We start from the raw sequence: 25,997 nt of genomic DNA on the forward strand, positions 1-25,997 counted from the left end.
GAAGCGGCGCTTCAGTAAAATAAATGACAAGAATGCGAGGCGATTCATGCCGGCCATCATAACCCACGACCTGTTCGGTCAGGATGTCTACCATGAGCTTCATGCGTCGATCGGCGAGACGCGCGACGAGTACGAGGCGTTTCTTTTAGGCAACCAGGGGCCCGACCCCCTGTTCTATACAGTGATAAGCCCGAGCCTACGCGAGTTTCATCAGCTCGGCTCCACCATGCACAACGTCAAGCCCACCGAACTCATAGCCGCCTTCAAAGATTCGCTTTCGGTGCTCGCCGAAGACGAAGCGCCCATCGGACGCGCCTATGCGCTCGGCTTTCTCTGCCACTACACGCTCGATTCGTCGATGCATCCCCTCGTATTCGCCCAAGAGTACGCGGTCTGCGATGCGGGCGTCGACGGCCTTTCCCGCGACGACGGCCACGAGGTCCACGGCACGATCGAAAGCGAATTCGACGAGATGGCCCTTTTCACGGTTCGCCATCAGACCATCGCTTCGTTCAACCCCTCGGTTGAAATCCTCAAGGCAAGCGATTTCGTACTCGATGCGATCTCGAAGATGTACGCCTTTGTTGCCATGACCGTGTACGGTCTGTTCATACCTTCGGATATGTTCGCCACCGCCGTGCGCAACTTCCGTTTCATCCAGGGCCTCTTCTACTCGCCGACCGGAAGCTTACGCGCCGTCATCAGCCGCGTCGAGGAGCTCGTCCGCCCCTATTCGTTCTACCGCTCGATGAGCCACCGCCCCATCGAGATTACGGAAAGCCAGTTCGGCAACCACGAGCGCGCCGTCTGGAAAAACCCCTTCACCGGGGAGGAGAGCGATCTCGGATTCTGGGAGATATTCGCCGACGCCCAAGAAAAGGCGAAGTCCAACATCGCGTCGTTCGCCTCGAAGGATTTCGATCTCGAAGCTGCCCGCAGAATCACAGGCGACCTCGATTTCTCGGGCGAACCGACAAACGCAACGCTCGTCGTCGTAGACGACGAGTAGCGCCATGTTCGAGCCAGTCCTTGCCGTACCATTTTGGCTTGAACTCGCCGCCGCGCTGACCGGTGGCATCTCCGGTGCCATGAGCGCCGTGCGCGCCCGCTACGACATCTTCGGCACCGTCTGCATCGCCTGCACTTGCGGCCTGCTCGGCGGCGTGATCCGCGATGTGCTGCTCCAGAATTACGGCATCTACGCGTTCCAGAAACCGACGCTGATTCTCGCCTGCGCCATCGCAGGCGTCGTCGTGTTCTACTTCGGCAAGCTCGCCACCTACCTCGACCCCATCGTCGATCTGCTCGACAACATCTCGGTCGCCCTCTGGGCGGTCATCAGCGTGGGCAAGGGACTTTCGGCAGGCCTCGACATCATTCCTTCGATCATCCTCGGCACCGTAACCGCTGTGGGCGGCGGCATCATGCGCGACGTGTTCATGAATCGAGAACCCGAAGCATTCCAAGCGGGCACCCTCTACGGTTCGGCCGCACTCGTCGGAGCCACCGCCTTCGCGCTCATGAAGCAGAACCACCTACCCGAACAGATGGCTGCGCTAAACAACCTGCTCGAACAGTGGGCGCCTTTCGCCTGCGTGGCCCTCGTGCTCATCCTTCGCTATGCGTCGCTGTTCTTCGGATGGCGCACTTCGCCGCCGCGCGATTACTCCGATGTCGTCACGAGAGCCGTCTCGCGCCCCGTCAAGAGCGTAGCGCGCCGCGTCAGGCCGCCGAAGGGCAAGATCGAACGCGAGAAGGAAAAGGAGCTGCAGAAGAGCGGTCGGCTCATACGGTTGCGAAAGCACCGAGCGAATCCCGACCAACCGGTGCAGCCGAGCGATCCGAGCGATCGCATCTTCGTCAAGGACCTCTCCGAGATCCGCGACGAGGCCCCCGCCAAGCCGAAAGACCCCTTCGAGCCGCAAACGCCCGAGCCTCGCAAAGCAAACGACCCGAAACGCGGCGCATAGCCGAATTCCGGGTCGAACGGTGAACGGCTTCCGAGCGGCTCGGCGGACCGACCGCTGCCGAGCGAAAGCGATCCTTACGAGTTCTTGAGCATGATCGTACGCATGGTATCGGCCGCATGCTCGCAGGCATCGGTAACCTTCTCCATGCGGGCGAACACCTGCGACCAGATGAGCACGCGCAGGGCGTTGTCGCGGTCCTTCGTGTGCAGTTCGCGGATGGTTGCCATATAGAACTCGTCGGCTTCCTCCTCGTAGCTGTTCACGTCGATGATGGACTGCTTGAACGTCTTGGATTTCTTGAAGTCGCGGAAATCCTCCATCGCATGATCGAGCGCTTTGCAGCTCTTATTGATGAGCTGGGCGAACTCGAGCGCACGGTCGTGCATGAAGTGGATGTCGTACATGTAGAAGCGCTGGAGCACATCTTCGATGTAGTCGACGATATCGTCGAGGTATTGGGTGAGCGAGATGATGTCTTCACGCTCGATCGGCGTGATGAAGTCGGTGGCGATTGCCGTGTACATGTCGTGGCTGATCTCGTCGCCCTCATGCTCGATGTCCTGAGCGCGCGGCATGATGTCCTTGATGGCCTCCGCCGTCGTGAAGTTCTCGATGGCTTCGATAAGGAGTTCCGACTCCTTCACCGCAAGCGCCGTCTGGCGCTCGAACGCTTCGAAGTAGTCGAATTTCTTGTTCTTCTTCTTGCCCATTACCTGCTCCTTACACAATCATGAGGAATAGCTTGGCGACGATGAACCCTAGAAGGCCGCATCCCGGAAACGTCAGAACCCATGTTTTGACCATGTCGACTGCCACACCCCACTTGACCGCGCTCTTGCGCTTGGCAGCGCCCACGCCCATGATGGCCGTGGTCTTGGTGTGCGTCGTGGAAACCGGCAGACCGCCGAACGTCGATATGATGAGGCAGATCGTCGCGGCAAAGCTCGCGGCGAAGCCCTGGTACTTCTCCATCTTGACCATGTCGAGGCCAACGCTCTTGATGATCTTCTTGCCGCCGATCGCGGTACCGAGACCCATGTTGAGCGCGCAGAATATCATGAGCCACACGGGCAGGATCATCTGATCGGCCTGACCGATGCCAGTGGCCAGCGTGATGGCGAGCACGAACACGCCCATGAACTTCTGGCCGTCCTGCGCTCCGTGCATGAAAGCGACGCCCGCCCCTGCCGCGATCTGGGCCCACTTGAACACGTGATCGGATTTCTGCCGATCGGCCCCCGAACAACACTTCGCGATAACCTTCGCGCACAACCAGCCGAGCCCGAATCCCATGAACGTCGAGAGCAGGATGCCGTAGATGACCTTCATCCATTCCGCCCCGTTGATGCCCGACAGACCGCCCTGAAGCGCGATAGCGGCGCCGGTCAATCCCGCAATAAGCGAGTGGCTCTGGCTTGTCGGAATGCCGAAGAACCACGCCACGGCACCCCATACGATAATGGCGACCATGGCCGCCATGAGCGCAATGAGCGCCGAATGGTGATCGCCGCCGAAATCGACCATATGGAAGATGGTGTTGGCAACCGCCGACGACACGAGCGTAATGACAAGCAGACCGAAGAAGTTGCAGACCGCAGCCATGATGATGGCTGCTTTCGCCGACATGCACCGCGTGCCGACGACCGTCGCAATGGCGTTGGGAGCATCGGTAGCGCCGTTGACAACGATGACGCCGATGTTCAAAAGGGTTACCGCCACCAAGGCGGGGTTGGACATGAGCTCGGTGAGGAATACTCCCCATTCAATGACCACGTATGACCTTCCGACGATGCCGTAATCGCATCTGCGCACAGCGCAGACAAGGCATTAGTTTAACGTATATTTAACAAAGGAAAAGGCCGCGCACCCCGCTTTTTCGAGGGAATACAGCCTGTTGTGTAAAATTCTCGTAAAGTCGATGACCGCTTCGGTTTGCGTTACGCGGGAGCATGCGGTGCCATTCAGGCAGTCCGCAAGCCCTGCACGTCGCATGGAACCGTCTGCCGAAATAAAAAGAAGCCGGAACCCCAGACGGAGACCGGCTTCGCAATCATGGCTGAATCGTCTATGCGAACTGGGCGAACACACGCCTGCGCTCGGCGCCGATCGTCGTAAGATCGTTGTGACCCGGCAATACGAGCGTCTCGTCGGGAAGGACGGCGAGCCGTTTGAGCGATGCGCGCATATCGTCCATGCTGCCGCCCTCGAAATCGGTTCTGCCGATCGAAGCGCAGAACAGCGTGTCGCCCGAGATGAGCACGGGGCTTCCTTCGGGATTGTTTCCGAACCGCGGATCGATGAACAGGCACATACTCCCTTTGGTGTGACCGGGCGTCAGAACAACCTTCCACGCCATGGAGCCGATCTCGACGATGTCCCCGTCCTCGACTTTGGAATCGACCGGGCACGGCGGCATCTTCCTGCCGCTGCCAAGCGCCGGACTGCCGCTCTCGATCATCGGCGCATCGATGGCCGAGGCGATAACGGTTGCGCCCGTCGCCTCCCTGAGTTCGTTTGCGGCCCCCACGTGATCGTAGTGGCCGTGCGTCAGAACGATGACATCGAGCTTGCGATTCCCCAACGCCTCGAGAATCTCGTCGGCATGGCAGCTCGGATCGACAATCAGCGTTGCCGTGCCGTCGCTGATGAGATAGGTGTTGTTGGAAAGCATGCCCAGCACGAGAAACTCGATGTCGACGCAGCCCTTGTTCACCTTGTACATGGTTACTTCCCTTTCTTGCGGGACGTTTCGCCCGGCAGCATGCGCCGCGCGTCGAACACGCCCTCGACGCCGCGCAGCTTGGTCGTGATCTTATCGATGAAGGAGATATCGGATACCTGGAACAAAAAGCGCATCTCGACCATGCCGTCGCGATGGGATGCCGTCGTACACGAAAGCACGTTGGCTCCCATGTCGGCGAGGATCACCGTTACGTCGCGCAGCAGGTTCATGCGGTCGAGCGCCTCGATGAACACCTCGACCTTGTACGATGCGTTCTGCGTAGGCGCATTCTCCCACGATACTTCGATGATGCGCTCGGGATGCTGCATGAGATCCACGGCGTTCGGGCAATCGGCGCGATGTACCGACACGCCGCGCCCGCGCGTGACGAACCCGAGGATGTCGTCTCCGGGCACCGGGTTGCAGCAGCGCGACAAGCGCACGAGCACATCGTCGATGCCCTTCACCACGATGCCGTTGGAAGTATGGGCCTCGTGCTTCTTGGGGCGCTTCACGCTGGTGAGCATCGGCGGAAGCTTGCCTGTCGATATCTCAGACGATCCGAGGCCCGGCGTCTCCGCATCCTTCTCGGCACGGTCGACGAGGATCTTCAGCAGACGATTGGCCACATGGGTGGCGCTTTCCTTGCCCGTGCCGATCTGGACGAGCATATCGTCGGAATCGTTGTAGCCCAGATGCTCGGACACCGTCTTGATAGCGCGCATGCTCTGAGCGCTTGAAATGCCAAGGCCGTGCTTGCGCATCTCGCGCGTCAGCCGATCGCGGCCAGTCTGCAGGTCGTCGGAGCGGCTCACCCGCGAAAAGTACGAGCGGATCTTGCTGCGCGCCGACGGCGTCTTGACGACGTTGAGCCAGTCGCGCGAGGGGCTTGCGCTCTTCTGGGTGAGAATCTCCACGCGATCACCGAGTTGCAGTTCGTAGGTCAAAGGCACGATGGAGCCGTTGACCTTTGCGCCCACGCAGTGGTTGCCCACTTCGGTGTGGATCGCATAGGCGAAATCGACCGGCGTCGATCCGGCACGCAGACTCATGACCTCGCCCTTCGGCGTGAACACGAACACCTCGTTGGGAGCCAGGTCGACTTTGAGCGATTTGAGGAACTCGCGCGAGTCCTTCGTCTCGTCTTGCCAGTCGACCATTTGGCGCAGCCAGGCGAGCTGCTGGTCGAGCCCCATATCGCCCTTGCCGCCCTTTTCCTTGTAGCGCCAGTGCGCAGCCACGCCGTATTCGCTCGTCCGGTGCATGTCCTCGGTGCGAATCTGCACTTCGAGCGGACGGCCGGCAGGGCCGATGACCGTCGTGTGGAGGCTCTGGTACATGTTGAATTTCGGCATGGCAATGTAATCTTTGAAACGCCCCGGCATCGGATGCCACAGCGTATGCACGGCGCCGAGCGCCGAGTAGCAGTCCTTCACCGACTTCACAATCACCCGCACGGCGATGAGGTCGTATATCTCGGAGAAACCCTTGCCCTTCTTCGTCATCTTCTGGTAGATCGAGTACAGGTGCTTCGGGCGCCCCATGATCTGCGACTGGACGCCCACCTTGTCGAGCTCCTCGTGCAGGATGTCGATGATCTGCTCGAGGTAGTTCTCGCGCTCCTCGCGGCTTTCGGTGACCATGCGAGAAACCTGCTTGAACTTGTTGGGTTCCAGATAGTAGAACGCGAGATCCTCAAGCTCCCATTTGATGGAATTGATGCCGAGGCGATGCGCGATCGGCGCATAGATCTCAAGCGTTTCGCGCGATTTGAAAATGCGGCGATCCTCCTTGAGCGCCGAGAGCGTGCGCATGTTGTGCAGGCGGTCGGCGAGCTTGATGACGATGACGCGGATATCCTTGTTCATGGCGACGAACATCTTGCGAATGGTCTGGGCCTGCTCGTCGGACAGGCTTTCCACCTCGATGCGGGTGATCTTGGTCACGCCGTCGACCAGCTGGGCGATCTGGGGATTGAACTCCTCGGCCACCTGCTCGCTTGTCACCTTGGTATCCTCGACGGTATCGTGCAAAAGCGCCGCGCAGATGGACTCGACGTCCATGCGCAGATCGGCGAGGATGATGGCCACCTCAACCGGATGGGCGATGAACGGCTCGCCACTTTTGCGGCATTGCCCCGCATGGGCGTCGCGCGCGAACAGAAACGCCTTCTCGAGCATCTCCTCATCGGGCTCGTTCATGTAGGCAGACGTCTGACGTTGCAGCTCGGAGAACCGCATCTCGGGCGTTTCGATACGCGGGCGCGAAGCCTTCGCCTCGGGCGCGAAGCTCTTCTCGGTTGCCCGAGCGCGGCCGAGAAGCTCTTCGTCGGATTCCTCCGCGTGCGCCTTTCCCGTCTTGGCGGATTCGCCTATCAGCTCTTCTTTTGTCTTGCGGGCCTTTCTCTTACCCTTTTCGGGTTGCTCTTCGGGCGAACCGACGGCTTCGCTTATGCTTTCGCCGCCTTCGGGAACCGCATGTATCGTAGTCGGCACCACGACGTCTCTCGCCGCGGCACGACCCGCGCGGCTTTCGCCCCGCTCGGATTGCTCCATGCGCACCACCCCTGTCTATCGATTAGCGCGATCGGGGAGGATCGGTCCCGATACGCGCGTGTGCAGTTTTTCTCTTTGGCTCTTTATAGCCCATTCCTTGAAAGATTGGAATATCTCGCGTTCGCCGAGGCCCTCGCGGTACCTCACGCTGTCGGTGAGCTCCACTTTGCTGTCGGTGGCGCGCACGTGGATCGATCGCATCGATTCGCCCGAGACGAACGCGGTGTGAGTTTCGACAAGACCGAGCTCCCGGAACACCGTCACGCCGCACGCGGCCGACGCCGGGCTCACCGCACCATGCTGGTTAGCACTCGCAACGGCCGCAAGGTCGGCGTTGCTCGCGGTGAAATACTTTTCGGCGCTCTCCTTCTGCATGCGCCTCAACTCGCGGTACACCTGGGCGAGGCAGTCGTGATCGGGCGTCGTATCGCGCAGGATCTGCTCGTTGATCGCCGCATCGCCGCGACCGTACAGAAGATGGATAACCGCCGGCCTGCCGTCGCGTCCCGCGCGGCCGCTCATCTGGTTGAACTCGATCTCGTTGAACGGCATGTGGAAGAGCACCACATGCCGGATGTTGGGTATGTTCACGCCTTCGCCGAATGCGGAGGTCGCCACGAGCACGGCGAGCGCATCGGTTCTGAACAGCTCTTCGATCCGCTTGCGGTCGGCGCGGGTCAAACCCGCGTTGTAGAACCCGACGAGCGGCGCCATGTGGGGAACGAGCTTGCGCAGCGCACGGGCAAGCGCGACCGATTGCTCGCGCGAGTTGACGTAGATGACCGTCTTCTCGCCGCTCGCGATGAGATTCGCAAGGTAGCTCTCGCGATTCTTGAGGTTGCGCTGATCGTCGACTTCGAGGTTGCGGCGGCGTGTATCGTCGAGAACGGTGCGTTCGATGCCGAGCGTCGAGACGATGGCATCGGCCATCTCGGCATCCGCCGTTGCCGTGAGCGCGAGTACCACAGGCTCGCCGAGCTTCGCGATCGACGACCCGATCGACGCATACGCAACACGTTGGCCGGCTTTCGCCATGCCGATGTGATGGGCTTCGTCGACCACCACGAACCCGATGCGACGCGCACGGGCGAACTCGTCGGCATGGAAGGCGAGGAACTCGGGCGTCGTGAGCACGATGTCGCACGAACCTTCGCTCAGGGTCTCGAACGTCTGACGGCGCTCCTCGGGCGTGTTCTCCCCGGTGAGCACCGCGCTCGCAATGCCGAACGCTTCGAGCGTCTCGTTGATATGGAACGCCTGATCGGCGATCAGCGCACGCAACGGGTACACGAACAGGCTCGTCCCGCCTCGCAGCAACGCCTCGCAGGCGGCATGGACCTGGAAGGTAAGCGATTTGCCGCGGCCCGTCGCCATGACGGCGAGCGTGGATGCACCCTGAGAGAGCGCCTCGAGCACCTCGCGCTGCGACTGGTGCAAACTGCCGTCGCCGATAAGCGCCTGGACGATGGCAGCCTGAAGCGCATCGGGGTCCTCGGCGGCTTTCCGCTCCCAGAACTGCCGGTTCTTCTCGCGCTCGGCCTCGTACGCCTCGATCGCCTCGGCGCTTTCCTGGCAGTCGGAGCATATCTCCGCATCGCTCGTAGCGTACAGATCGCCGACGAAGCTCACGTTTTCGGGATTGAGGCACGCCTCGAGTCCCGCGCAAGCGCGGGCGGGAGCAATCGAGGAGAGCATGGCTTTCACCGTACGCCTGCCCCGCCACTCGTCTATCTGCACCTCAAACGCTGCGTTGACTACGCTGTCGCAGTGCATGAGGGTTTCGAGGTCGGAGCAATGGAACATGATGCCCGCAACCGTATGCTTGCCGTCTGAAAGCTGGCAGGAGAAGTGGTTCTTCTCGGCCCCCACCGCACGACAGCCCGCGAGCGTAACGTCGCGGGCGAGGTAGCGAGGAACCGGATTCTCCTGCCCGAAGGGGGCAAGCCGAGAGAGCTCCGCCACGTTTTCGAGCGTAAGCTCCGATAGATCGACGCACGCATCGATCTCGATGCGGGGGTGGAAGCTGTCGGGCGGAAGCTCGTCGAGATGCGCGCACAAACGCTCGGTGAATTCGGGAAGCTTGTCGGCCGGAAGCGTCACGCCGACGGCGGCTTCGTGGCCACCGAAGCGAATGAGCAGATCGGATAGACCTTCGACCGCCTTGAACAGGTTCACCTGCCCTACGCTGCGGCCCGAACCGCGCGCCTCGTCGCCATCGATTGTGAAGAGGAGCGCCGGCACGCCGTACGTGTTCACGAGCCTGCTCGCCACGATGCCCTTCACGCCTTCGTGCCAGCCGTCGCCCGACACCACGAGCGCGCGCTGCCCGTGATAGAGCTCGGCGGCTTGCACCTTCGCGATTTCGGACAGCTCCGCCTCGATGGTGCGGCGCGTATCGTTGATGGTTTCGAGCTCGGCGGCTTTTCTGCTCGCCTCCTCGAAGTCGTCGGAGAGCAGAAGGTCGAGGGCCGCCTGCGCGTCGCCCATGCGCCCCGCCGCGTTCAGCCTCGGGATGATCGAGAAGCTCATGTTGGTCGCGGTGAGCTCCTTGTCGGAAACGCCTGCGGATGCGAGCAGCGCCGCAATGCAGGGCCTGGGAGCCTTGTTCATGCGGGCGAGGCCGTCGGCTACAAGCGCGCGATTCTCCGAGAGCATCGGCATGAGATCTGCTACGGTGCCGAGCGTGGCGAGATCGGTGTATTCGCGCCACAGATGCGGCTTGCCCAAACGCCCGCCGAGCACCTGCACGAGCTTGAGGGCGACGCCCACGCCCGCCAGAATCGAACTCGGGCAATCGGGTCCGCATTTCGGATCGGCCACCGGCACGCCTTGCGGAACAAGATCGGCCGGTTCGTGGTGATCGGTGATCGCCAAGCCCACGCCGGCTGCCTTAATGAGCTCCGCTTCGTTCTTCGAGGCGATGCCGCAGTCGACGGTGACGATGAAATCGGGCGAGAGCTTTTTAATGCGCTCGAATGCCTCCGCCGACAGACCGTACCCCTCGTCGAACCTGAGCGGAATGAACGGCGTCACGCGGCCGCCGAGATCGCGTAGGCCCCGCGTGAGCGTGGCGGTTGCCGAGATGCCGTCGAGATCGAAATCGCCGAACACGATGATGTGCTTGTCTTGCTTAATGCACGCTTCGAGCGCATCGGCTACATCGGACAAACCGGGGATGGTGTACGGATCGAGCCAGTCGCGCTCAAGCGAGGGCGAGAGGAATTCCCGCGCGGCCGCGGGGGTGTCGATCCCGCGGGCAACGAGCGTAGCGGCTACGAAATGCGGCAAGCCGAGATCTTGCTGCAAAAGAGCAACGGCGGCAGGATTTGCCGCCAGAATGTTGAACTGGGCTGACATGTGTATCGATACCTTACGTGCGAGTCGTCTGCTTTCAAAATCATTGTCGCACAAACCTGTTGCCATGTCATGGAGGAAACGGCGGATACACCCGCGCGAAAACCACGCGATTCGCTGTGGGCTCCCTTCCGGGGCACGGCCATGTCCGCCAACCGCCTCCGTGCGAAGCTTTTCCACGCTTTTCGCCGTCCGAACGATTTCCCGTCAGGCGTTTTGCCAGCAGAAATCATCGGGGAGCAAAAAAACCCGTCGCACGAAGGCGGTTGGCGGACAACGAGGGCGTACCCGAAAGAGGAATACAGCAGGCAACCGCGGGGCCGAAACCCGCCTTAAGCCTAGAACAGCGCTGGCGTTTACCGGGAAACGATCTTCGCAACCCGTTCGGGGCTTTCGCGTACCGAAACGAAGCAATCGGTTGATCCGTTATAAAATGCCTGATCAGAAGCTCCGCAACTTGAACGCGCGAAAAAAAGACCGAAACGCAACATCAGATTGCTGGGCGTTGCGGCGGCGCAACCGTATCGTTTGGAACGCCGAAGCGAGGTGCGCAGGGCCCGCGAACCTCGTGCATCGGATACAATACCACCAAACGCGAAAGGACCCGAACCCATGAGCTTTGCAGACAACCTCGTCTACATACGCCAGCATTACGGTGTCACCCAGGAAGCCCTCGCCGAGCAGCTCGGCGTTTCCCGTCAGACCATCTCGAAGTGGGAAGCCAACATCAACTTCCCCGAGACCGACAAGCTTCTTATGCTGTGCGACCTCTACAACACGAACCTCGACGATCTCATGCGCGGCAGCGTGCGCATCGCCAACGTGCACGACACCGAGCTCTACGATGTGCACATGAACCGCCATAGCAAAGCGATCGCCGCCATTCCGTTTTTCGTCTTACTGGGCGTCGGACTGCTCATCATGCTCGACGCGAGCGGCTTTCCCTCGAACCTTTCGACGGTCGTCATGTTCTTCTTCATCATCATCGCGACCGTCATCGGCATCGTCTCGGGACTCGGCCACACCGAATTCAAACGCAAGCACGCCGGCATCGACCCGCGCTACGAGACCGACGTGCTCGATCGGTTCGGTCGCCGCTTCACGACGATGATCGCCATCGGCGTCGGACTGATCCTGCTCGACGTCATAGCGCTTATCGGCTTTTCGCCCGAGCACGGAGACATCGTCGACCTCGGCTTCACGACGTTCCACTTCGATCTGTTCATGGGACCGTTTCTGTTTGTTTTGGCAATCGCCGTCTACATACTCGTATACGCGGGCATGCAGAAGGAAAAATACGATCGCTCGGAGATCACCTACATCGCCAAAGACGGCACCGTCAAGCCGGGCGACCCCCGTGCGAAAACGGCAGCCGAGCTCAAGCGCGACCACATCCTCGGCTGCATCTGCGGCGCGATCATGATACTCGCCGTCATCGTATTCTTGGTATGGGGCTTCTTGCCGAGCTTGGGCGATTTCGTATCGAGTGGCTTCGACAAGTTCGAACTCAAGGAATACATCAGAAACGGCCACGGCGGCTTCGCCGTGAGCTGGATCGCGTTTCCCGTCGGCGGCCTTCTGTGCGCCGTCGTATGCGTCATCGGAAGCGCGCTGTTCAAGACGAACGACGAGCTTATCGCCGAGGCGCGCAAGGAAAACCCCTGGGTCAAAGTCGAAGGCGAAGAGCCCGCGGCGGGCGGGCGGGCCGACCCGAAGTAGGCAACGGCGCAACGTCGCACGCCGTCGAACAGCCTGCTACGTTGCGCAGAATGCGCTTCGGGCACCGCATGGAGCAGCGCATCGGCCCTCATGCGTATTGCATGAAATCAACCTCCTTACGCAAGTCGGCTCATTTGGGTGCATAGTATACTGATGTGGCTTTTCGACACCGGCAGAAAGAATGCTCAGATGACTCAGAACCGCTACATCGATACGCGCGGGCTGTGCGACGCCCCCGTCCCCTTCACCGAAGCCGTCGTCAACGGGCTAGCCGAGGGAGGCGGGCTCTACGTACCCGAAAGCGTGCCGCACTTCACGCTCGACGAGATCGTTTCGATGGCAGAGCTCCCCTATGCCCAGAGGGCTGCGCGCATCTACCGGGCCTTCGACATCGACCTGGATGCCGAAACGATCGAAGAGCTTATGGCCCAGACATACGGCGAGAACTTCGACGACGAGGATATCTGCCCCATCACCTCCCTCGACGCCTCGACGCATATGCTCGAACTGTGGCACGGCCCCACAAGCGCGTTCAAAGACATGGCGCTGCAGTGCCTGCCCCGCTTCTTCTCGGCGAGCGCAGCCGCGCTCAAAGATGCCGGCACTATCGACAACGATTTCCTCATCCTCGTTGCCACCTCGGGCGACACCGGCAAAGCCGCACTCGAGGGTTTCAAAGATCAAGCGGGTACGAACATTGCCGTCATGTACCCTCACGGCGGCGTAAGCGACATCCAATACAAGCAGATGGCCACCCAGTCGGGCGACAACGTTATGGTATGGGCGGTACGCGGCAACTTCGACGATTGCCAAACCGGCGCGAAAGCCGTCTTCGGCGACGGCCCGTTCGCCGAAAGCCTCATGGGAGAGCGGAAAATCGCCCTCTCGAGCGCCAACTCCATCAACTGGGGCAGGCTTCTGCCTCAGATCGTCTACTACGTTTCCAGCTACGCCGTCTTGGTCGGCTCGGGCAAGGTCGCCGCCGGTCAGCCGATCGACGTCTGCGTGCCCACCGGCAACTTCGGGAACATCCTCGCCGCATGGTACGCCAAGCAGATCGGTACGCCGATCGACATGCTCTTGTGCGCGAGCAACGAGAACCGCGTGCTCGCCGATTTCATCAACACCGGCACCTACGACATCTCCGAACGAGAATTCGTGCTCACGCCTTCGCCTTCGATGGACATCCTCGTGTCCTCGAACCTCGAGCGGCAGCTTTTCGAGATGACGGGCCGCAGCGGCGAGGCCATTCGCTCGTGGATGGCCGACCTGCGCGATAAGCGCTCTTTCCGCATCGACGAGGAAACCTTCGCGAAGCTCCGCAGCGATTTTGCAGCCGATTCCATCGACAGCGCCGCCTGCTTCGCCGCCATCAAAGAGGTCTTCGAGCATCACAACTACCTGCTCGACCCGCATACGGCGGTGGCTTACCAGGCAGCGCAGAACCTTCGCGGCGAGAATCCGGTGCTCATTGCGAGCACGGCTCATTGGGCGAAGTTCGGCGAAAGCGTCTACCGCGCCATCCACGGCATCGCGCCGGGAGCCGCCCTTCCCGAAGAAGCGGCTTGCTTGAGCGGATGCGAACTCAACGAGCTTATCGCAAAAGAAACCGGCCTCGATTACATTCCGGCGAACCTTGCGAATCTCGACGAGACGGAAATCAGGTTTACGGATATAATCGACAGTGCGCCTGAAAGCATCGAGCAGGCAATCGTAAAGTTTCTTGATCAGCGGTAGCCAGCCCGTCGCTCGGCACAACCGCCCAAGACCGGATAGGCAGGTAACCTATGGCAGATCTGAGCGCTTTGAAGCCCGGCATTCGCCTGAGCATCGAAAACCCCTCATCGGAAAGCGGTTCGGTGTTCGGCCGAGGCATTGCGAACCTATGCTTAGGCGTTCGCGAGACCGGTTCGCTCAATGCAGCGGCAAAGGGCATGGGCATGGCGTACAGCAAAGCCTGGCGCATCATCAAGGAGACCGAAGCGGCGCTTGGGGTGCAGCTTCTCGATCGAGACGGCGCCCACGGCAGCACGCTCACCGAAGCGGGAGATAAGATTCTCGATGCGTACGTCGAGCTTGATTCCCGCATGAGCGAAATGGCCGAGAAAGCCCTCAAAGAGCTCCTCTAAGCATCTGCTTTCGATAAATCCCGATAGTAGTAAACGGCAAGCTGCGTTCTGTTCTTCAGATCGAGTTTCTGAAGGATGGCGCTCACGTGGTTGCGCACCGTTCCCTCGCCGATAAACAGCTCGGCCGCTATCATCTTGTTGTCGAATCCCTGGGCGATAAGCTCGATGATCTCGTACTCGCGATCGGAAAGACCGTGCGCCTTCGCGGCTTCGCGGCGCGTTTTTGCGACATCCCCATCCGCGTCTTCGGCATCCGACCCGCTCTTTTCCCCCGCTTCGGCGCGCATCAGCGTATCCACCCTCCCGATGACCTCGCCGCCGAGTACGCTTTGGCCCGCTACGACCGAGCGAACCGCCGGTGCGATGTTCGCAACTTCCTGCTTGATCAGGTATCCGCGGGCACCCATGCGCAAAGCCTCGACGATGTACTCGTCGTCGGAGAACGTTGTGAGGAAAACGACTTTCGCATCGGGATGGCCGGCAAGGATCCCCCTCGCCGCCGCAAGCCCGTTCGTGCCCGGCATCTGAATGTCCATCAACAGAACATCGGGAGCGAACTCGGAGAACAGCGCCGCGGCCTCGGCCCCGTCGGATCCGGTTGCGCACACCTCGATATCGCTCTGAGCTGAAAGGATCGTCGCAAGGGACGATCGCACGAACTCGTCGTCGTCCACGATGGCGACCCGAATCACCGTATCCCTGCCGTTCATGCCGTCTCCTTCGGTATCGTCACGAAAATGCGAAAACCCTTGTCGTAATCGGTTCTGAACACGCCCCCAAGAGAGCGGGCGCGATCCTCCATCGTCTGCAGCCCGATACCGGGCCCTTTGCGCGCCTCGCCGTCAGGCACCTTTCCCGAAAAAGAATCGAAAGCGAGTCGCTTATCCGAAGCGCCGCCGTTGTCGTGCACGGTCAAACGCCAAAAGGCAGGGTACTCGATCACCGAGACGTGAACGCAATCGGCGTCGGAATGCTTGGCCGCATTGGCAAGCGATTCGCGCACGATGGCGATGAAGCAGTACCCGACCGCCGATGGCACGTCGTCGGCCTTGAAATCGAGGTCGACGGAAAGGGTGCGATCGCTTTCCGCAATGGAAGTGAGTTGAGTACGGAGATCGAGCGATTCGTCATGCAGATCGTGAACGCTTCGCCTCACCGTATCGAGCGCCTCGTGTAACGTCGATCCGACCTGTTCAAGCTCTTTCTTGATCTGCCCGTCTTCAGCATGCACCACCTGAAGCGCCTCGACCTGCAGCACCGAACGCGTCAGCAGGTGCCCGACGTTGTCGTGTATCTCGCGCGCAATGCGACTCCGCTCGTTGAGCGTGGCAAGGGTAACCTCGTAGTCCTGCTTTTCTTGTAGATCGCGGTTCCTGAGCTCGAGCGCCATCGACGCTTCATGCAGTTCGTCGCGCAGCGCGAGGAACCGCGTGCGTTCCTGCAGCCTTTGGGTCGTGCGGTACGACAGAATGCATGCCACGCCCGAAGCGACGTAGACGAAGACGATCACGGGAATGGGAAGCGCATCGGCGGCCACAAGGGGGCTCACCGCCCAGCAGAGACGGACGATCCACGACTCGGCGCGCATGCAATCGTAAGCAATGAGAGGTATGAACAGGGAAAAGTCATGGACGAAAAGAGCGACGGCCAAATAGGCGACGAGCATCGCCGCGCGCACCACGCGGGGCACAGCGGGCACTTCGTGCAGGCTGCTTATCGCAAGAGACGTTAACAAGCCGACCACCTGCGCCGCCTCGAACGGCATGAAGAACATCACCGCTACGCAGCCCACCAGCACGATCGTCTTATCCAGAAGCCTCTCCATGCGCCCATTGTATCCGAAACGGGAGCGGGACGGCGTGCGAATAGACGGCGCGGCGCAAGGCCGAGCATCCGCTGCAAGGCGGCCATGGCTCTTCCGTACTCGCATGCGAAGCGTTCATCAGGCAAAAGCCTCGACCGTCGACGTCGGACGCCGGCGCGCCCGCACGGCGCAGCCAAGAAAGTCGTGACATTTGTCACGTCGTTCGATGACACCGCTCACTTCCAGGGCCGCAACGGAAAGCCGACAATGGAATCACACCTACAACAGGAGGACCCATGCATATCGTCGATGTCAACAACCTCGTGAAGCGCTACAAAGAAGTGGTCGCTTTGGATCATTTCGATCTCCATATCGAGCCAGGCGAAGTGTTCGGCCTGCTCGGGCCGAACGGCAGCGGCAAGACGACCGCTATCAACTGCATCCTGCAGCTGCTCACCTACGACAAAGGCGAGATCAAACTGTTCGGGGAAAAGATGACCCCCACCCGCTACGACCTCAAACGCAAGATCGGCATCGTGCCCCAAAACGTCGCCGTATTCGAAGAGCTGACCGTACGCGAGAACATCGATTACTTCTGCGCGCTCTATGTTGAGGACAAGCAGAAGCGCCGCTCGCTCGTCGACGAGGCGATCGAGTTCGTCGGCCTCGAGGACTACACGAAGTTCCGCCCGCGCAAGCTCTCGGGCGGCCTGCTCCGCCGCCTGAACATCGCTTGCGGCATCGCGCACAAGCCCGAGCTCATCTTCTTCGACGAGCCTACCGTAGCCGTCGACCCGCAAAGCCGAAACTCCATCCTCGAGGGCATCTTGCGCTTGAACCGCGAGGGATCGACCGTGGTGTACACGAGCCACTACATGGAGGAAGTCGAAGAAATATGCACGCGCATCATGATCATGGATCAGGGGCATGCGCTTGCAACGGGAACGAACGACGAACTCAAAGCAATGATCGGAACAGGCGAACGCATTCGCGTGGAAGTGAACGCCCTCGACGACGCGCTCCTCGGCACGGTGCGAGCGCTTCCGAACGTTCTCGGCGCAACGTTTGACGGCACGGCGCTCGAAGCAGCGTGCACCAACGGAACGCACAACGTCTCCGATGTGCTCGGCGTGCTCGCCACCGCGGGCGTTGCCACGGGGCGCATTTACGCAGAGCCGCCGACCTTGAACGACGTGTTCCTCGAGATCACCGGCAAAGCGCTCAGGGACTAGGAGAAAGCCATGTTCAACGTATTCAAAGGAGCGCTCATGGTGCTCACGCGCAAGCGGGAGCTCTTCATATGGTCGCTCGCCTTCCCCATCCTGCTTTCAACCATGTTCATGCTCATGTTCGCGAACCTCGATGACGCGACGGCGTTCGATCCGGTTGCAACCGCCGTGGTTGCCGACGCCCATTACGACGAGGCGACGGCTTTCTCGAGCGTCATCGACGAATTGGGAGAAGAGGGCGACGATCAGCTGCTCGATATCCGAACGTTCGCCACCGTCGACGAAGCGCGAAACGCGCTCACGGCCGGCGAGGTGATCGGCATCGTTTCCGTCGAAGCGGACGGAACCCCGAAACTCGCCGTCTCTCCCGATTCGGGAGGCCTCGGCGTCGAGCAAATCGGGCGCACCATCTTAGACACCGTCATGAACACCTACGTGCGCAACGCCGATCTGCTCGCCTCCCTCGCCGCAGACAACCCGCTTGCGCTGGCCGACCCCGATCTTGTCGAAGAGGCTCTCACGCACGGCAATGCCACCGTGCAGGTATCGCTCACGCACTCAACACCCGTCCAATCGGTGCGCTACTACTATGCGCTTCTCGGCATGGCAGCGCTTTTCTGCGGACAGGTGGGCATGCTCGCCATCTGCGAAACGCAGCCGAACCTCACGCCCCTCGGTGCTCGCCGGGCGATCGGCGCGACGAGCCGCGGCAAAACGCTTGTGGCCACCTTGGCGGCAAGCTGGGCCATCTCGTTTGCGTGCCTTCTCGTGGCCTTCCTCTTCATCAGGTTCGTCGTAGGCGTTGATTTTGCAGGCCGCGAGGGGATGTGCGTGGTCGCCATTGCGGTCGCCGCCCTGTTCGCAACTTCGCTCGGCACCCTGCTCGGTTCGCTTCCGAAAGTGGGATTCGGCGTGAAAACAGGGTTGCTCACAGGCCTTACGTGCCTGCTCTCGCTCTTTGCGGGGCTCTACGGCGAACCGTGCATGGATCTTGCCGACCAGATCGCCCGCGAGGCCCCGGTGCTCGCCGCCGTCAATCCGGCAAAAGTTGTCACCGACGCGTTCTACAGCCTGTACTACTACGATTCGCTCGTCCCCTTCGCCGAGAAGGCGGGCATCCTCCTCATCATGACCGTTGTGCTGTTCGCCGTATCCGCTCTGTTCGTAAGGAGGCAGCGCTATGCAAGCCTTTAAAGCCGCCCTGCGCATCGTTTTGAACCACCCCGTGTACCTGCTCGTCTACGTCGGCTTCCTGAGCTGCATGGGCGTATTCATTTCGGCGAGCATCAACTCGGGCGTTGCCGACGATGGAAGCTACACCGCCACGAAGGTGCCCATCGCCGTGGTCGACCGCGACCAGAGCGAGCTTTCCGAAAGCCTGACAGCGTACCTTGGCGAAACCGCGGAACTCGTTGACGTCGCCGACGACTCGTTTGCCATGCAGGACGCCGTCGCTACCGGCGAAGTGCGCTATCTGCTCGTCATCCCGCAAGGTTACGGCGAAGACTACCTCGAGGCTGCTCGCACGGGTGCCGTCGAACCGACGCTCGAATCAACGTACAGCTTCGGCACGATGGCGGGAACGCTGGTCGACGAGCAGGTGAACCAGTACCTGGGCCTCGTGCGGGCAACGGCAGCCCTCGAGCCGGATGCCTCGGTACCCTCGGTGCTCGCACGCGCCGACCAAGCAGCCGCCGAATCGGCTGATGTCGAAACGGTTCAGACGCCGAACGGGGCAAAACCGGCTGACCGCTTCGCTTTCTACCTGCAATGGGGGTCCTACACCATGACGGCCGCCATCGTCGTATGCGTCGGTTTGCTCATGAGCGCTTTCAACCGCACCGACGTGCACCGCCGCAACCTTATCGCACCGGTAAGCACCCTGCGCCTCGGCATGCAGAAAGCGGCGGCCTGCCTGCTCGTCACCCTTGCAGTATGGGCGATCACCTGCGGAATCGGCCTCGCTGCATTTGGCTCGTCGCTCGGGGGCGTGCCGCTGCCGGCCGTCGCGCTCGTACTCGCGACCGCACTCGTGTTCTCGCTCGTTCCGCTCTCGATCGGATTCTTTCTCGGGCAGATCGGCGCAAGCGAGATGGTTGCCAACGCCGTCGGCAACATCGCCGGCATGGTGATCTCGTTTCTCGGCGGAGCTTGGATCAGCCTCGATCTGCTCGCACCCGAAGTGCAGACGCTTTCACGGTTCATCCCAACCTCTTGGTACACCGAAGCCATCGGGCAGGCAATCCACCTCACGGAAATCACCCCCGAGACCGTGCTCCCGATTCTCGGAAACATCGGCATCATCGCACTATTCGCCATTGCGCTGTTCGCCGTCGGCCTCGCAGTCGGGCGATTGAACCTACGCAGCGCTGAAGCCGGAGGCAACGCGGGCGCGAAGGCCGCGGCCTAGCGACCGGTTCGGTCGACGCTACGGCCCAACCGAACGCCCGCCCGCAAGGAGATTGCAGCGCGAACCGAGGCGCAGGCGCCGCCTCGGTTCGCGTCGGGTATCGGCTCGGCTCATCCCAAGCACCGTCTCGTCGGGTGTCGGCTCGGCTCGTGTCTTGTCCGTGCGCGTTCATCGGAGCAACGTGCCTTGTCGAAGCGCCATCGGCTATAATGGGCGAAGCCGTCGCGCACATTGCATCGGCTTCGCATGACGGACTATCCGAACGGACGCAATGAGGCAAGAGCTGGAACCCATAGTCGATGGCGCTTCGACCGACCTGTTTTCTGCTCCCGCAGAGCCATCCGAAGCCCCCGGCGGCGAACTCAGAGATGCGGTCGGCCCTGCGCGTTCGCAAGGTCTCGGGGTAGCGCGAAAAACCTGCATCGCCTGCTCGTTTACCGTAACTCTGCTTCTGCCCGCACTCTCGATAGCCACGCTCGTAACGGTCAAACCCATTCTCCCGGCTTCGGCTCAACCAGTCGGAGCCTTAACGTTCGTGCTGGTGTTCGCCTACCTTATGGCCTGCCTTTTCGCCATCGGCGAGATAACCGCCCGCCCCCTAACCCCCCGTTCGCGCACCCGCAAGCCGCGGGTAAGCGTGTTTGCGGGCGGCGTGCTCTTGGCGATCGCGGCACCTGTTGCCGTAATAGCCGCCGCACCGCATGTTTCGCAGACGCTTTTGGCCAAAGGCCTGGTCTGCTTTCAAGCGGCATTGTGCACCGGCGGCTTTGCGGCATGCCTGATCACCTCGGTGCGCCTGTACCGGGTTTCCGTCGAGCGCGCTGCCAAAACGGAACGTCACGCCAACTTGACCGCATCCTACGAATCGAACGCTGCCCCGCATGCCGCATCTCGGCCCGCCTTTTTTGTACGAAAGATCCAAAACGGCTTCGATCGAAGCACCACCCGATCGCTCGTCGGCATCGGCCTCGTTTCGTGCGCAACCGGCATTGCCGCCATGTCGCTGTTCGCGCCGGCATGGCCAACCCATGCCGCTCTGTGCGTCATCGGTTTGGCGGCACTTGCCGTATCGGCTTTCCTCAGCGTGCTCATCGTGCGGGCGGACCGCTGGACGAGAATCGCCCTTGCGCAGTGGATCGGGCTTTTGATCGGGTTGAACATCGGCTACTTTACCCTGCTTGGAGGCCTCGTCGGCCGCCATCCCGAAACGATCGTTTCGGGATGCGCACTCGCAATGCTCGTCTGCGGTATACCGTGCCTGCTTGCCCATCCATCGGAAAAAGAGGTCTCGCTGCCAACCCTGTTCCCCCTTCCCGAGCCGATCGTTTCCGCTGAAGAATTCTGCGCAGAAGCCGCCGAAGCGTTCGGGCTCACCCCGCGCGAGGGGGAGACGCTGTTGCTCGTACTTGAAAACTACGATGCCCACGATATAGCCGACGAGTTCGGCATATCGCCTAAAACCGCAAAGTCCTACATACGCAAGGTATGCCGCAAAGTCGGATCGACCGACGTCGAAGGGCTTGTCGACGTGCTTGATGCATGGGACGCCGAGCGCGAGAACGAGGCGGAAAGCACCCGCTAGCAAAAGAGCCGGCCGAGCTGGAATCGCAACGCTCGCCCACCATGCAGCGGCTGCCCGCAGGCGCATCGGACCCCGTCGGCTAAACGGCCTGGGCGTCGTCAACGGGAACCAGCATGATTTCCAGCCGATACGCTTTCGGGAGCCGCTCGGATGCGACATCGGCTGCACCGGGTTTCACAGGCGGCTTCATCCCGCTTTCGCCGGCATCCCCATCCCTACCGCTCTCCCCCTCGTCAAACGGTTGAAGCACATCGCCCCCGATCGTAGCTTTCGACAAGGGGTTTCCAGAGCCCCTCCCATCGAAACGGTGCAGACAACCATAGCACACCTCCATATCGTCAAACGTCGTAGCCTTGCACACTGGACATTCTTTCACTTCGCTTCCTTTCTCGCTCTGCCGCCGCCAACGCGATCGTATCGCCCTGAGCGAACCATTCGTCGCAAGGATCATGTTGCCGCTCGATCGTCGCAAGCGCCCCCCGACACCCCGTCAAACGATTCGGGCCGATGGCGCGCACGGATCGCAGCACCTTGCCCGAACGATCGACGAAGGCGATGTCGAGCGAATAGGCCATCCCGAAGGTATGCACTCTGCGACAGGGTACGAGCAGCAGCGCCCCCTCAAAAGAGCGCGTGCCGAGCAAGCCTTTCGCCCGCGCCGCCATCGTGGCTGCAACCAGCACAGGCGAAACCCTGAAGCCGCCACTGCGCGCATCGGCCACCTCCTCATCCACTACGAACCTCCTAACGAACTTGAACGACCACGGCGACAAGCTCGCCGACCTCGGAACACGAAAGCAGGAGCCACCGATACGAACCGCTTCCCTTCACGAACGTCCCAACATGTGCCTGACCGCTTTCGACGAAGGCCCATCCCCGGTCAGCGAGCTCGGATGAGAGGCGGCTAAACGATTCGGCGGCGCTGCCTCTTCCAACCATGCCGACGATCGTTCCGTCTTCGGTAGCAAGCGCCTCGTCGAAAACCCCCATGCCGAACGCTTCGCGGGCAAACGCCTCGGGCACCTCCCGAACAAAACCCTTCGCCTCGGCGATACCCTCAATCGAAAAAGCACATGCCGAACCGTCTACCGGTTTCACGCTCAATGCATCCGAAAGCTCGACCTCGCATCCCCGGGTAGCCCGATCGCCCGTCCCAGAAGAGCCCGCCCGGTCTCCCACACCGTCGAAGGCAACGGCTCCGGCAACCGCGGCCAGGATAAAGGCGACCGCCCACATGAGCCTCCCTCTCATAGCAGCACCCCCGGCTTGTAGGTGTCGACCGTCAAGGAAACCGAATGCTCGAGCACAGGAAGAGCAACCCCGAACACCGATGATTTGAGGCCGAGGCCGAAAAGCGTGGGGGCAAAGCGCACCGTTGCCGTAAACCGCGTATGCCCCGCCGCTGCGCCCTCTGCCGTCACATCGATGGAAAGGTTGTCCCGCTCGAACGACCCTTCGAGCGTGTCCGCTACCAGGGCAACGCTGTTGCCGAGCGTTTGCCCGTAGGCAGGCGAAGCAGCGCAGATGCGCACCGCATCGCGGGCGAGGCGGTCGAACGCCGCACAATCCGAAAAGAAGAGCAAAGCGTTTACCGCGATGACCGCCACGATGACGAAGACGGGAAACGCCACCGCGAACTCAACCGTCATCTGCCCCGAATCATCCCGATGCTTCCTCGAAACAGCTGCACGTCCGCATATCGCCGCTACTCCCATCTGCGAACACCTCCCGCCTGTGCGTACACCGCTCTCATCTTGTCGATGGAACCCTGCACAGCCCGTCCGGCTATCGACGTGACTGCAGGCGGCAAGGCGAGCGTCAGCGGAATCGACGGGCCCGCTTCGCCGAACGGCTCGATAACCGCAATCTCGATCCCCCGCTCAAAACCGTCGAGAGCTTCAAGAGACGACGACTCGAATACCGAAAGGGCCGTTGTAAACAGGTCGGCTCCGGCAGCATCGCCAAGGGCAACGCAGTCTTCCTTCGCCTTCAGCAATGCGGAGGAAAACCCCGATGCATCGGAAGCGAGCACATGAGCCGTGTTGACGAGCACCGGCTTAGGCGAATCGAGCTCGGCGGGACTCAGCCCCAACGAACCGACCGCATTCGAAAAGGCATTCGCCGCCCATGTTCCGAGCCCGCTTTCGCTTGCAAGCGGCATCTGCGACAGCGCGCTCTCGATACCTCGCTCAAGCGACTCCATTCCACCTGCATAGCAAGACAGAAGAGCCGACCACAGATCGAGCACGATGCCGAGGGGCATCGCCGCGCCGCCCGCAACATCCGCATCAACGTTGTCGAGCAAAGCGGTGATGACCGTTTCGCCTTCGCTCGGATCGTCGCTTGCAAGCGCGGCGGCGGAAACGGCGGCGCGCGCTCCGACCGATGCGTTTCCTTTGACGAACACACTCGGAAATCGCGTAGCAGCCGAAACGTCGGCAAGGTCGGCCGCAAAGGCCACGGCACCGTAGCGCCCCGGCGGCCGCGATTCGATGCGGTACGATATCGCATCGAAAAGAGCGCCGTCAACATCGTCGAGCAGATCCTTCGTAAGCGTTTTCACCTCCTCGGCATAAGGGCGCGCCTTTTCGCGTGCTTTCTGGTATGCATCCGCCGCTTCCGCCACGATGTTGTAATGGTATTCGAATCCGTTATCGATCGAGGTCGATGCCGAAGCGACCTTCCCCAGACTCGCCGCAGTGAATCCGCATGCCGAGCAGGTAACGAACCGCCCTGCCTCCATCTGCGCCAAAGATCCGGCGCCCGCAGCCTGCCCGCCCGAAACACCCGGGCAGCCCGCCCACGCATGCATGACGGCTCCGCCCTCGCTATCGATCGTCACCGGATAGACCGCTTCGGTAAACAGATCGGTGCGCCGCATTTGTTCGGTATTCTTCGGCAAGAGGGGAAACCGGGTTTCGAACGAGTCCTCGTCTTCCCGAACGTACCCCTTCCCGATTTCCTCGACAGCGAAGCGATAGTATCTCGTTCGAAGCGCCGATCGAGCCTGCTCCTCAACCGACGCTCCTTCGGGTGCCTCCTGCGCGAGCCGCGCGGGATAATACGCCTGCGCACGCTTAAGCGCGACCGAAAAGCTCCACGTATCGACACTGCGGTACAGCGGGTTGTCCTTTGCGGACAGCCCCGCAAGATGCCCGGCTCTTTCATACATGCAATAGCCCGGGTCGTTTCCGCAATCGGCCATAAAAGCCTTTTCCTTCTCGGCCTTCGCTTCACCCGAAGCTTCTTCGGCGGCTTCGGCGGCTTCCTTTATCCGGGCCTCGTTCTCCTCCACGTTGTTTGCAAGCTCCTTCGCGGAATCGAGCGAACCGACCTCGATGGCGTCCCCCTCGATAGGAAGTACTACTGCGAACCCGAAGTACTCGGTTCCCGCCGAGACGTCGGAGTTCGCCTGGACGATCGATGTGGCGTTCGCTGCGGCAAGAAACGGAAGGAACGCCTGAAACCGATTCAGACCCGATGCGGCGCGTCGCGCAAACGTATTTCTCGCATCGATGACATCCGTCGCCGCCTTGATGAGCTTATCCGCTAAAGGAGCGGTTGCAGGCGTGCAGAGCGCCGCTATGCCGAGGCCCATCGTTGCGATGCCCGTAAGCGACATCGTCAGCACGAGAGCATCGCACAACCTCACAACGATGGAGAACTCCGCAACCTCGTTTTCGGCTGCAAGCGCCGCAGCGTCGGCTACGTTCTGCACGTGGGAACTCGTCGTCTCGATCTCGTACACCTGAGCGGTGGTAAAGATCAATGAAAGGGTTATGAGCAAGGCGAACACCATGCCTACCGTCGAAAAGCCCTCTTCGGCATAGAACACGCTTCTTCGACGATGCCGGGAAAGCGATTCGCCGGGTATCGGCCTCGGTGCACGGCGAATCGCCATCCGCATACTGCGGGCAACCATGTTTTTCAGCGCATCGAGCACAACGGCCATCAGCGATCTCCCCCAACCCATGCACGAGGATCGCGGCCGGATTTCGACGAGCCGACCCACGACGGCTGCGTCGGCATTCGGCTCGAAGCTTCGATCGAGTATTCCCCCGAGGCATCCGTCATGCCGAGCAACGTAGCGCCCGTATCGACCAAAGGCAGCAGTTTTACCTTATTCGTAATCGTCACCTGCACGTATTCGGATGACTCATCCCCCTCGACGTCAATAACCCACGAGCATGCGCCATCGTGGATATGAAACTGATCCTGCGGGGGCACGGCGGAGAGACGGCGCTTTACGTACGCGATGCACGCCTCGTCCGAGCTGCCCGCGGCGTCCGTCTTCGTCGCAAGCAGCCGACACCCCTCCGCAGCTGCCGAACGCATAACCGTGAAATCGTACAGGATGATACCCGGTTGCACGAGCAACAGCAGGCAGAGAAACACCACGGGTATAAGATAGGCCGCCTCGACAGTGGCCTGGCCCCCTACATCGACACCGATAGCGCGCCCGACCCGAGACAACGTCCTCTGCCGAACAGCGTTTCGCAACCGCCCTCCCTCTTTCATGGCAC

22 protein-coding genes are annotated in these 25,997 nt (G+C 61.1%); 9 read left to right on the forward strand and 13 right to left on the reverse strand.

Going from position 1 to position 25,997, the window contains the following annotated elements; translation table 11 throughout:
• Window positions 1–46 precede the first annotated feature (46 nt).
• Both MWL89_RS13885 and MWL89_RS13890 read left to right on the forward strand, forming a co-directional pair.
• Window positions 47–1,009, forward strand: coding sequence for a peptidase (locus tag MWL89_RS13885; RefSeq protein WP_244386805.1), 963 nt, complete (start codon window positions 47–49; stop codon window positions 1,007–1,009).
• Between the two features lie 4 nt (window positions 1,010–1,013).
• Window positions 1,014–1,970 carry a trimeric intracellular cation channel family protein gene (locus tag MWL89_RS13890; RefSeq protein ID WP_244386808.1) on the forward strand — a complete coding sequence of 319 codons (957 nt, stop codon included), beginning with the start codon at window positions 1,014–1,016 and terminating at the stop codon, window positions 1,968–1,970.
• 74 nt (window positions 1,971–2,044) lie between these two features.
• On the opposite strand, the gene MWL89_RS13895 is transcribed toward MWL89_RS13890, so the two are convergent.
• The 5 genes from MWL89_RS13895 to recJ all read right to left on the reverse strand — a co-directional run bounded on the left by MWL89_RS13895 (window position 2,045) and on the right by recJ (window position 10,604).
• Window positions 2,045–2,680, reverse strand: a complete 636-nt coding sequence (locus tag MWL89_RS13895) for a DUF47 domain-containing protein (protein ID WP_102379945.1) — start codon at window positions 2,678–2,680, stop codon at window positions 2,045–2,047.
• A 10-nt stretch (window positions 2,681–2,690) separates the two neighbouring features.
• Entirely contained in the window at window positions 2,691–3,743 is a 1,053-nt protein-coding gene (locus MWL89_RS13900) for an inorganic phosphate transporter (protein WP_102379946.1), read from the reverse strand.
• A gap of 292 nt (window positions 3,744–4,035) precedes the next feature.
• Complete coding sequence (locus MWL89_RS13905; RefSeq protein WP_244386810.1) at window positions 4,036–4,692, reverse strand: MBL fold metallo-hydrolase; 657 nt, start codon at window positions 4,690–4,692, stop codon at window positions 4,036–4,038.
• 2 nt (window positions 4,693–4,694) lie between these two features.
• Window positions 4,695–7,247, reverse strand: a complete 2,553-nt coding sequence (locus MWL89_RS13910) for a RelA/SpoT family protein (protein WP_102380402.1) — start codon at window positions 7,245–7,247, stop codon at window positions 4,695–4,697.
• Window positions 7,248–7,262: 15 nt separating this feature from the next.
• The gene (gene recJ / locus MWL89_RS13915) at window positions 7,263–10,604 is read right to left on the reverse strand and encodes a single-stranded-DNA-specific exonuclease RecJ (RefSeq protein WP_244386811.1); all 3,342 of its coding nucleotides are present in this window, start codon (window positions 10,602–10,604) and stop codon (window positions 7,263–7,265) included.
• 609 nt (window positions 10,605–11,213) lie between these two features.
• On the opposite strand from recJ, the gene MWL89_RS13920 reads away from it, so the two are divergent.
• From MWL89_RS13920 to MWL89_RS13930, 3 genes are all read left to right on the forward strand, one after another.
• Window positions 11,214–12,320: a helix-turn-helix domain-containing protein gene (locus MWL89_RS13920; protein WP_341801925.1), complete on the forward strand. Its 1,107-nt coding sequence runs from the start codon at window positions 11,214–11,216 to the stop codon at window positions 12,318–12,320.
• 189 nt (window positions 12,321–12,509) lie between these two features.
• Window positions 12,510–14,057 carry a threonine synthase gene (gene thrC / locus MWL89_RS13925; protein WP_244386812.1) on the forward strand — a complete coding sequence of 516 codons (1,548 nt, stop codon included), beginning with the start codon at window positions 12,510–12,512 and terminating at the stop codon, window positions 14,055–14,057.
• 50 nt (window positions 14,058–14,107) lie between these two features.
• The gene (locus MWL89_RS13930) at window positions 14,108–14,449 is read left to right on the forward strand and encodes a winged helix-turn-helix domain-containing protein (RefSeq protein WP_102379950.1); all 342 of its coding nucleotides are present in this window, start codon (window positions 14,108–14,110) and stop codon (window positions 14,447–14,449) included.
• On the opposite strand, the gene MWL89_RS13935 is transcribed toward MWL89_RS13930, so the two are convergent.
• Window positions 14,446–15,159 (reverse strand): response regulator, encoded by a 714-nt coding sequence (locus MWL89_RS13935; RefSeq protein WP_244386813.1) that lies wholly within the window; start codon window positions 15,157–15,159, stop codon window positions 14,446–14,448. The genes MWL89_RS13930 and MWL89_RS13935 overlap by 4 nt on opposite strands.
• A complete protein-coding gene (locus tag MWL89_RS13940; RefSeq protein ID WP_244386814.1) occupies window positions 15,156–16,274 on the reverse strand; it encodes a sensor histidine kinase in 1,119 nt (372 codons plus the stop codon). The genes MWL89_RS13935 and MWL89_RS13940 overlap by 4 nt, the downstream gene beginning before the upstream one ends.
• 275 nt (window positions 16,275–16,549) lie before the next feature.
• Here MWL89_RS13940 and MWL89_RS13945 point away from each other — a divergent pair, with 275 nt between their 5' ends.
• The 4 genes from MWL89_RS13945 (at window position 16,550) to MWL89_RS13960 (ending at window position 21,474) form a co-directional block, all read left to right on the forward strand.
• Complete coding sequence (locus MWL89_RS13945) at window positions 16,550–17,485, forward strand: ABC transporter ATP-binding protein (RefSeq protein ID WP_102379952.1); 936 nt, start codon at window positions 16,550–16,552, stop codon at window positions 17,483–17,485.
• 9 nt (window positions 17,486–17,494) lie between these two features.
• On the forward strand, window positions 17,495–18,676 hold the full coding sequence (locus MWL89_RS13950; protein ID WP_244386815.1) for an ABC transporter permease: 1,182 nt from the start codon (window positions 17,495–17,497) through the stop codon (window positions 18,674–18,676).
• Entirely contained in the window at window positions 18,663–19,892 is a 1,230-nt protein-coding gene (locus MWL89_RS13955; RefSeq protein WP_102379954.1) for an ABC transporter permease, read from the forward strand. The genes MWL89_RS13950 and MWL89_RS13955 overlap by 14 nt, the downstream gene beginning before the upstream one ends.
• A gap of 271 nt (window positions 19,893–20,163) precedes the next feature.
• Window positions 20,164–21,474, forward strand: a complete 1,311-nt coding sequence (locus MWL89_RS13960; RefSeq protein ID WP_244386816.1) for a helix-turn-helix transcriptional regulator — start codon at window positions 20,164–20,166, stop codon at window positions 21,472–21,474.
• Window positions 21,475–21,553: 79 nt separating this feature from the next.
• On the opposite strand, the gene MWL89_RS13965 is transcribed toward MWL89_RS13960, so the two are convergent.
• From MWL89_RS13965 to MWL89_RS13990, 6 genes are read right to left on the reverse strand one after another with little or no spacing between them, the layout of a single operon-like run.
• Entirely contained in the window at window positions 21,554–21,850 is a 297-nt protein-coding gene (locus MWL89_RS13965; RefSeq protein WP_244386818.1) for a hypothetical protein, read from the reverse strand.
• Window positions 21,813–22,196, reverse strand: coding sequence for a DUF192 domain-containing protein (locus tag MWL89_RS13970; RefSeq protein ID WP_244386819.1), 384 nt, complete (start codon window positions 22,194–22,196; stop codon window positions 21,813–21,815). The genes MWL89_RS13965 and MWL89_RS13970 overlap by 38 nt, the downstream gene beginning before the upstream one ends.
• Window positions 22,197–22,218: 22 nt before the next feature.
• Window positions 22,219–22,725, reverse strand: a complete 507-nt coding sequence (locus MWL89_RS13975; protein ID WP_244386820.1) for a hypothetical protein — start codon at window positions 22,723–22,725, stop codon at window positions 22,219–22,221.
• Window positions 22,722–23,189: a TadE/TadG family type IV pilus assembly protein gene (locus MWL89_RS13980; protein WP_244386821.1), complete on the reverse strand. Its 468-nt coding sequence runs from the start codon at window positions 23,187–23,189 to the stop codon at window positions 22,722–22,724. Before MWL89_RS13980 ends, MWL89_RS13975 begins: the two co-directional genes overlap by 4 nt.
• Window positions 23,180–25,426, reverse strand: coding sequence for a molybdenum cofactor biosynthesis enzyme (locus tag MWL89_RS13985; protein ID WP_244386822.1), 2,247 nt, complete (start codon window positions 25,424–25,426; stop codon window positions 23,180–23,182). Before MWL89_RS13985 ends, MWL89_RS13980 begins: the two co-directional genes overlap by 10 nt.
• Complete coding sequence (locus tag MWL89_RS13990) at window positions 25,426–25,992, reverse strand: TadE/TadG family type IV pilus assembly protein (protein ID WP_244386823.1); 567 nt, start codon at window positions 25,990–25,992, stop codon at window positions 25,426–25,428. The genes MWL89_RS13985 and MWL89_RS13990 overlap by 1 nt, the downstream gene beginning before the upstream one ends.
• Window positions 25,993–25,997 lie beyond the last annotated feature (5 nt).

Source organism: Raoultibacter timonensis (genome assembly GCF_022845715.1).
In the GTDB taxonomy this organism is placed as follows: Bacteria; Actinomycetota; Coriobacteriia; order Coriobacteriales; family Eggerthellaceae; genus Raoultibacter; species Raoultibacter timonensis.

What these genes read in the sequence shown, in the direction of transcription:
- MWL89_RS13990 (WP_244386823.1), bottom strand. Translation starts at nt 25,992, where the DNA reads ATGAAAGAGGGAGGGCGGTTGCGAAACGCTGTTCGGCAGAGGACGTTG.
- MWL89_RS13885 (WP_244386805.1), top strand. Translation starts at nt 47, where the DNA reads ATGCCGGCCATCATAACCCACGACCTGTTCGGTCAGGATGTCTACCAT.
- MWL89_RS13905 (WP_244386810.1), bottom strand. Translation starts at nt 4,692, where the DNA reads ATGTACAAGGTGAACAAGGGCTGCGTCGACATCGAGTTTCTCGTGCTG.
- MWL89_RS13980 (WP_244386821.1), bottom strand. Translation starts at nt 23,189, where the DNA reads ATGGGAGTAGCGGCGATATGCGGACGTGCAGCTGTTTCGAGGAAGCAT.
- MWL89_RS13955 (WP_102379954.1), top strand. Translation starts at nt 18,663, where the DNA reads ATGCAAGCCTTTAAAGCCGCCCTGCGCATCGTTTTGAACCACCCCGTG.
- MWL89_RS13890 (WP_244386808.1), top strand. Translation starts at nt 1,014, where the DNA reads ATGTTCGAGCCAGTCCTTGCCGTACCATTTTGGCTTGAACTCGCCGCC.
- MWL89_RS13985 (WP_244386822.1), bottom strand. Translation starts at nt 25,426, where the DNA reads ATGGCCGTTGTGCTCGATGCGCTGAAAAACATGGTTGCCCGCAGTATG.
- MWL89_RS13920 (WP_341801925.1), top strand. Translation starts at nt 11,214, where the DNA reads ATGAGCTTTGCAGACAACCTCGTCTACATACGCCAGCATTACGGTGTC.
- thrC (WP_244386812.1), top strand. Translation starts at nt 12,510, where the DNA reads ATGACTCAGAACCGCTACATCGATACGCGCGGGCTGTGCGACGCCCCC.
- recJ (WP_244386811.1), bottom strand. Translation starts at nt 10,604, where the DNA reads ATGTCAGCCCAGTTCAACATTCTGGCGGCAAATCCTGCCGCCGTTGCT.
- MWL89_RS13910 (WP_102380402.1), bottom strand. Translation starts at nt 7,247, where the DNA reads ATGGAGCAATCCGAGCGGGGCGAAAGCCGCGCGGGTCGTGCCGCGGCG.
- MWL89_RS13940 (WP_244386814.1), bottom strand. Translation starts at nt 16,274, where the DNA reads ATGGAGAGGCTTCTGGATAAGACGATCGTGCTGGTGGGCTGCGTAGCG.
- MWL89_RS13895 (WP_102379945.1), bottom strand. Translation starts at nt 2,680, where the DNA reads ATGGGCAAGAAGAAGAACAAGAAATTCGACTACTTCGAAGCGTTCGAG.
- MWL89_RS13945 (WP_102379952.1), top strand. Translation starts at nt 16,550, where the DNA reads ATGCATATCGTCGATGTCAACAACCTCGTGAAGCGCTACAAAGAAGTG.
- MWL89_RS13930 (WP_102379950.1), top strand. Translation starts at nt 14,108, where the DNA reads ATGGCAGATCTGAGCGCTTTGAAGCCCGGCATTCGCCTGAGCATCGAA.
- MWL89_RS13975 (WP_244386820.1), bottom strand. Translation starts at nt 22,725, where the DNA reads ATGAGAGGGAGGCTCATGTGGGCGGTCGCCTTTATCCTGGCCGCGGTT.
- MWL89_RS13960 (WP_244386816.1), top strand. Translation starts at nt 20,164, where the DNA reads ATGAGGCAAGAGCTGGAACCCATAGTCGATGGCGCTTCGACCGACCTG.
- MWL89_RS13950 (WP_244386815.1), top strand. Translation starts at nt 17,495, where the DNA reads ATGTTCAACGTATTCAAAGGAGCGCTCATGGTGCTCACGCGCAAGCGG.
- MWL89_RS13935 (WP_244386813.1), bottom strand. Translation starts at nt 15,159, where the DNA reads ATGAACGGCAGGGATACGGTGATTCGGGTCGCCATCGTGGACGACGAC.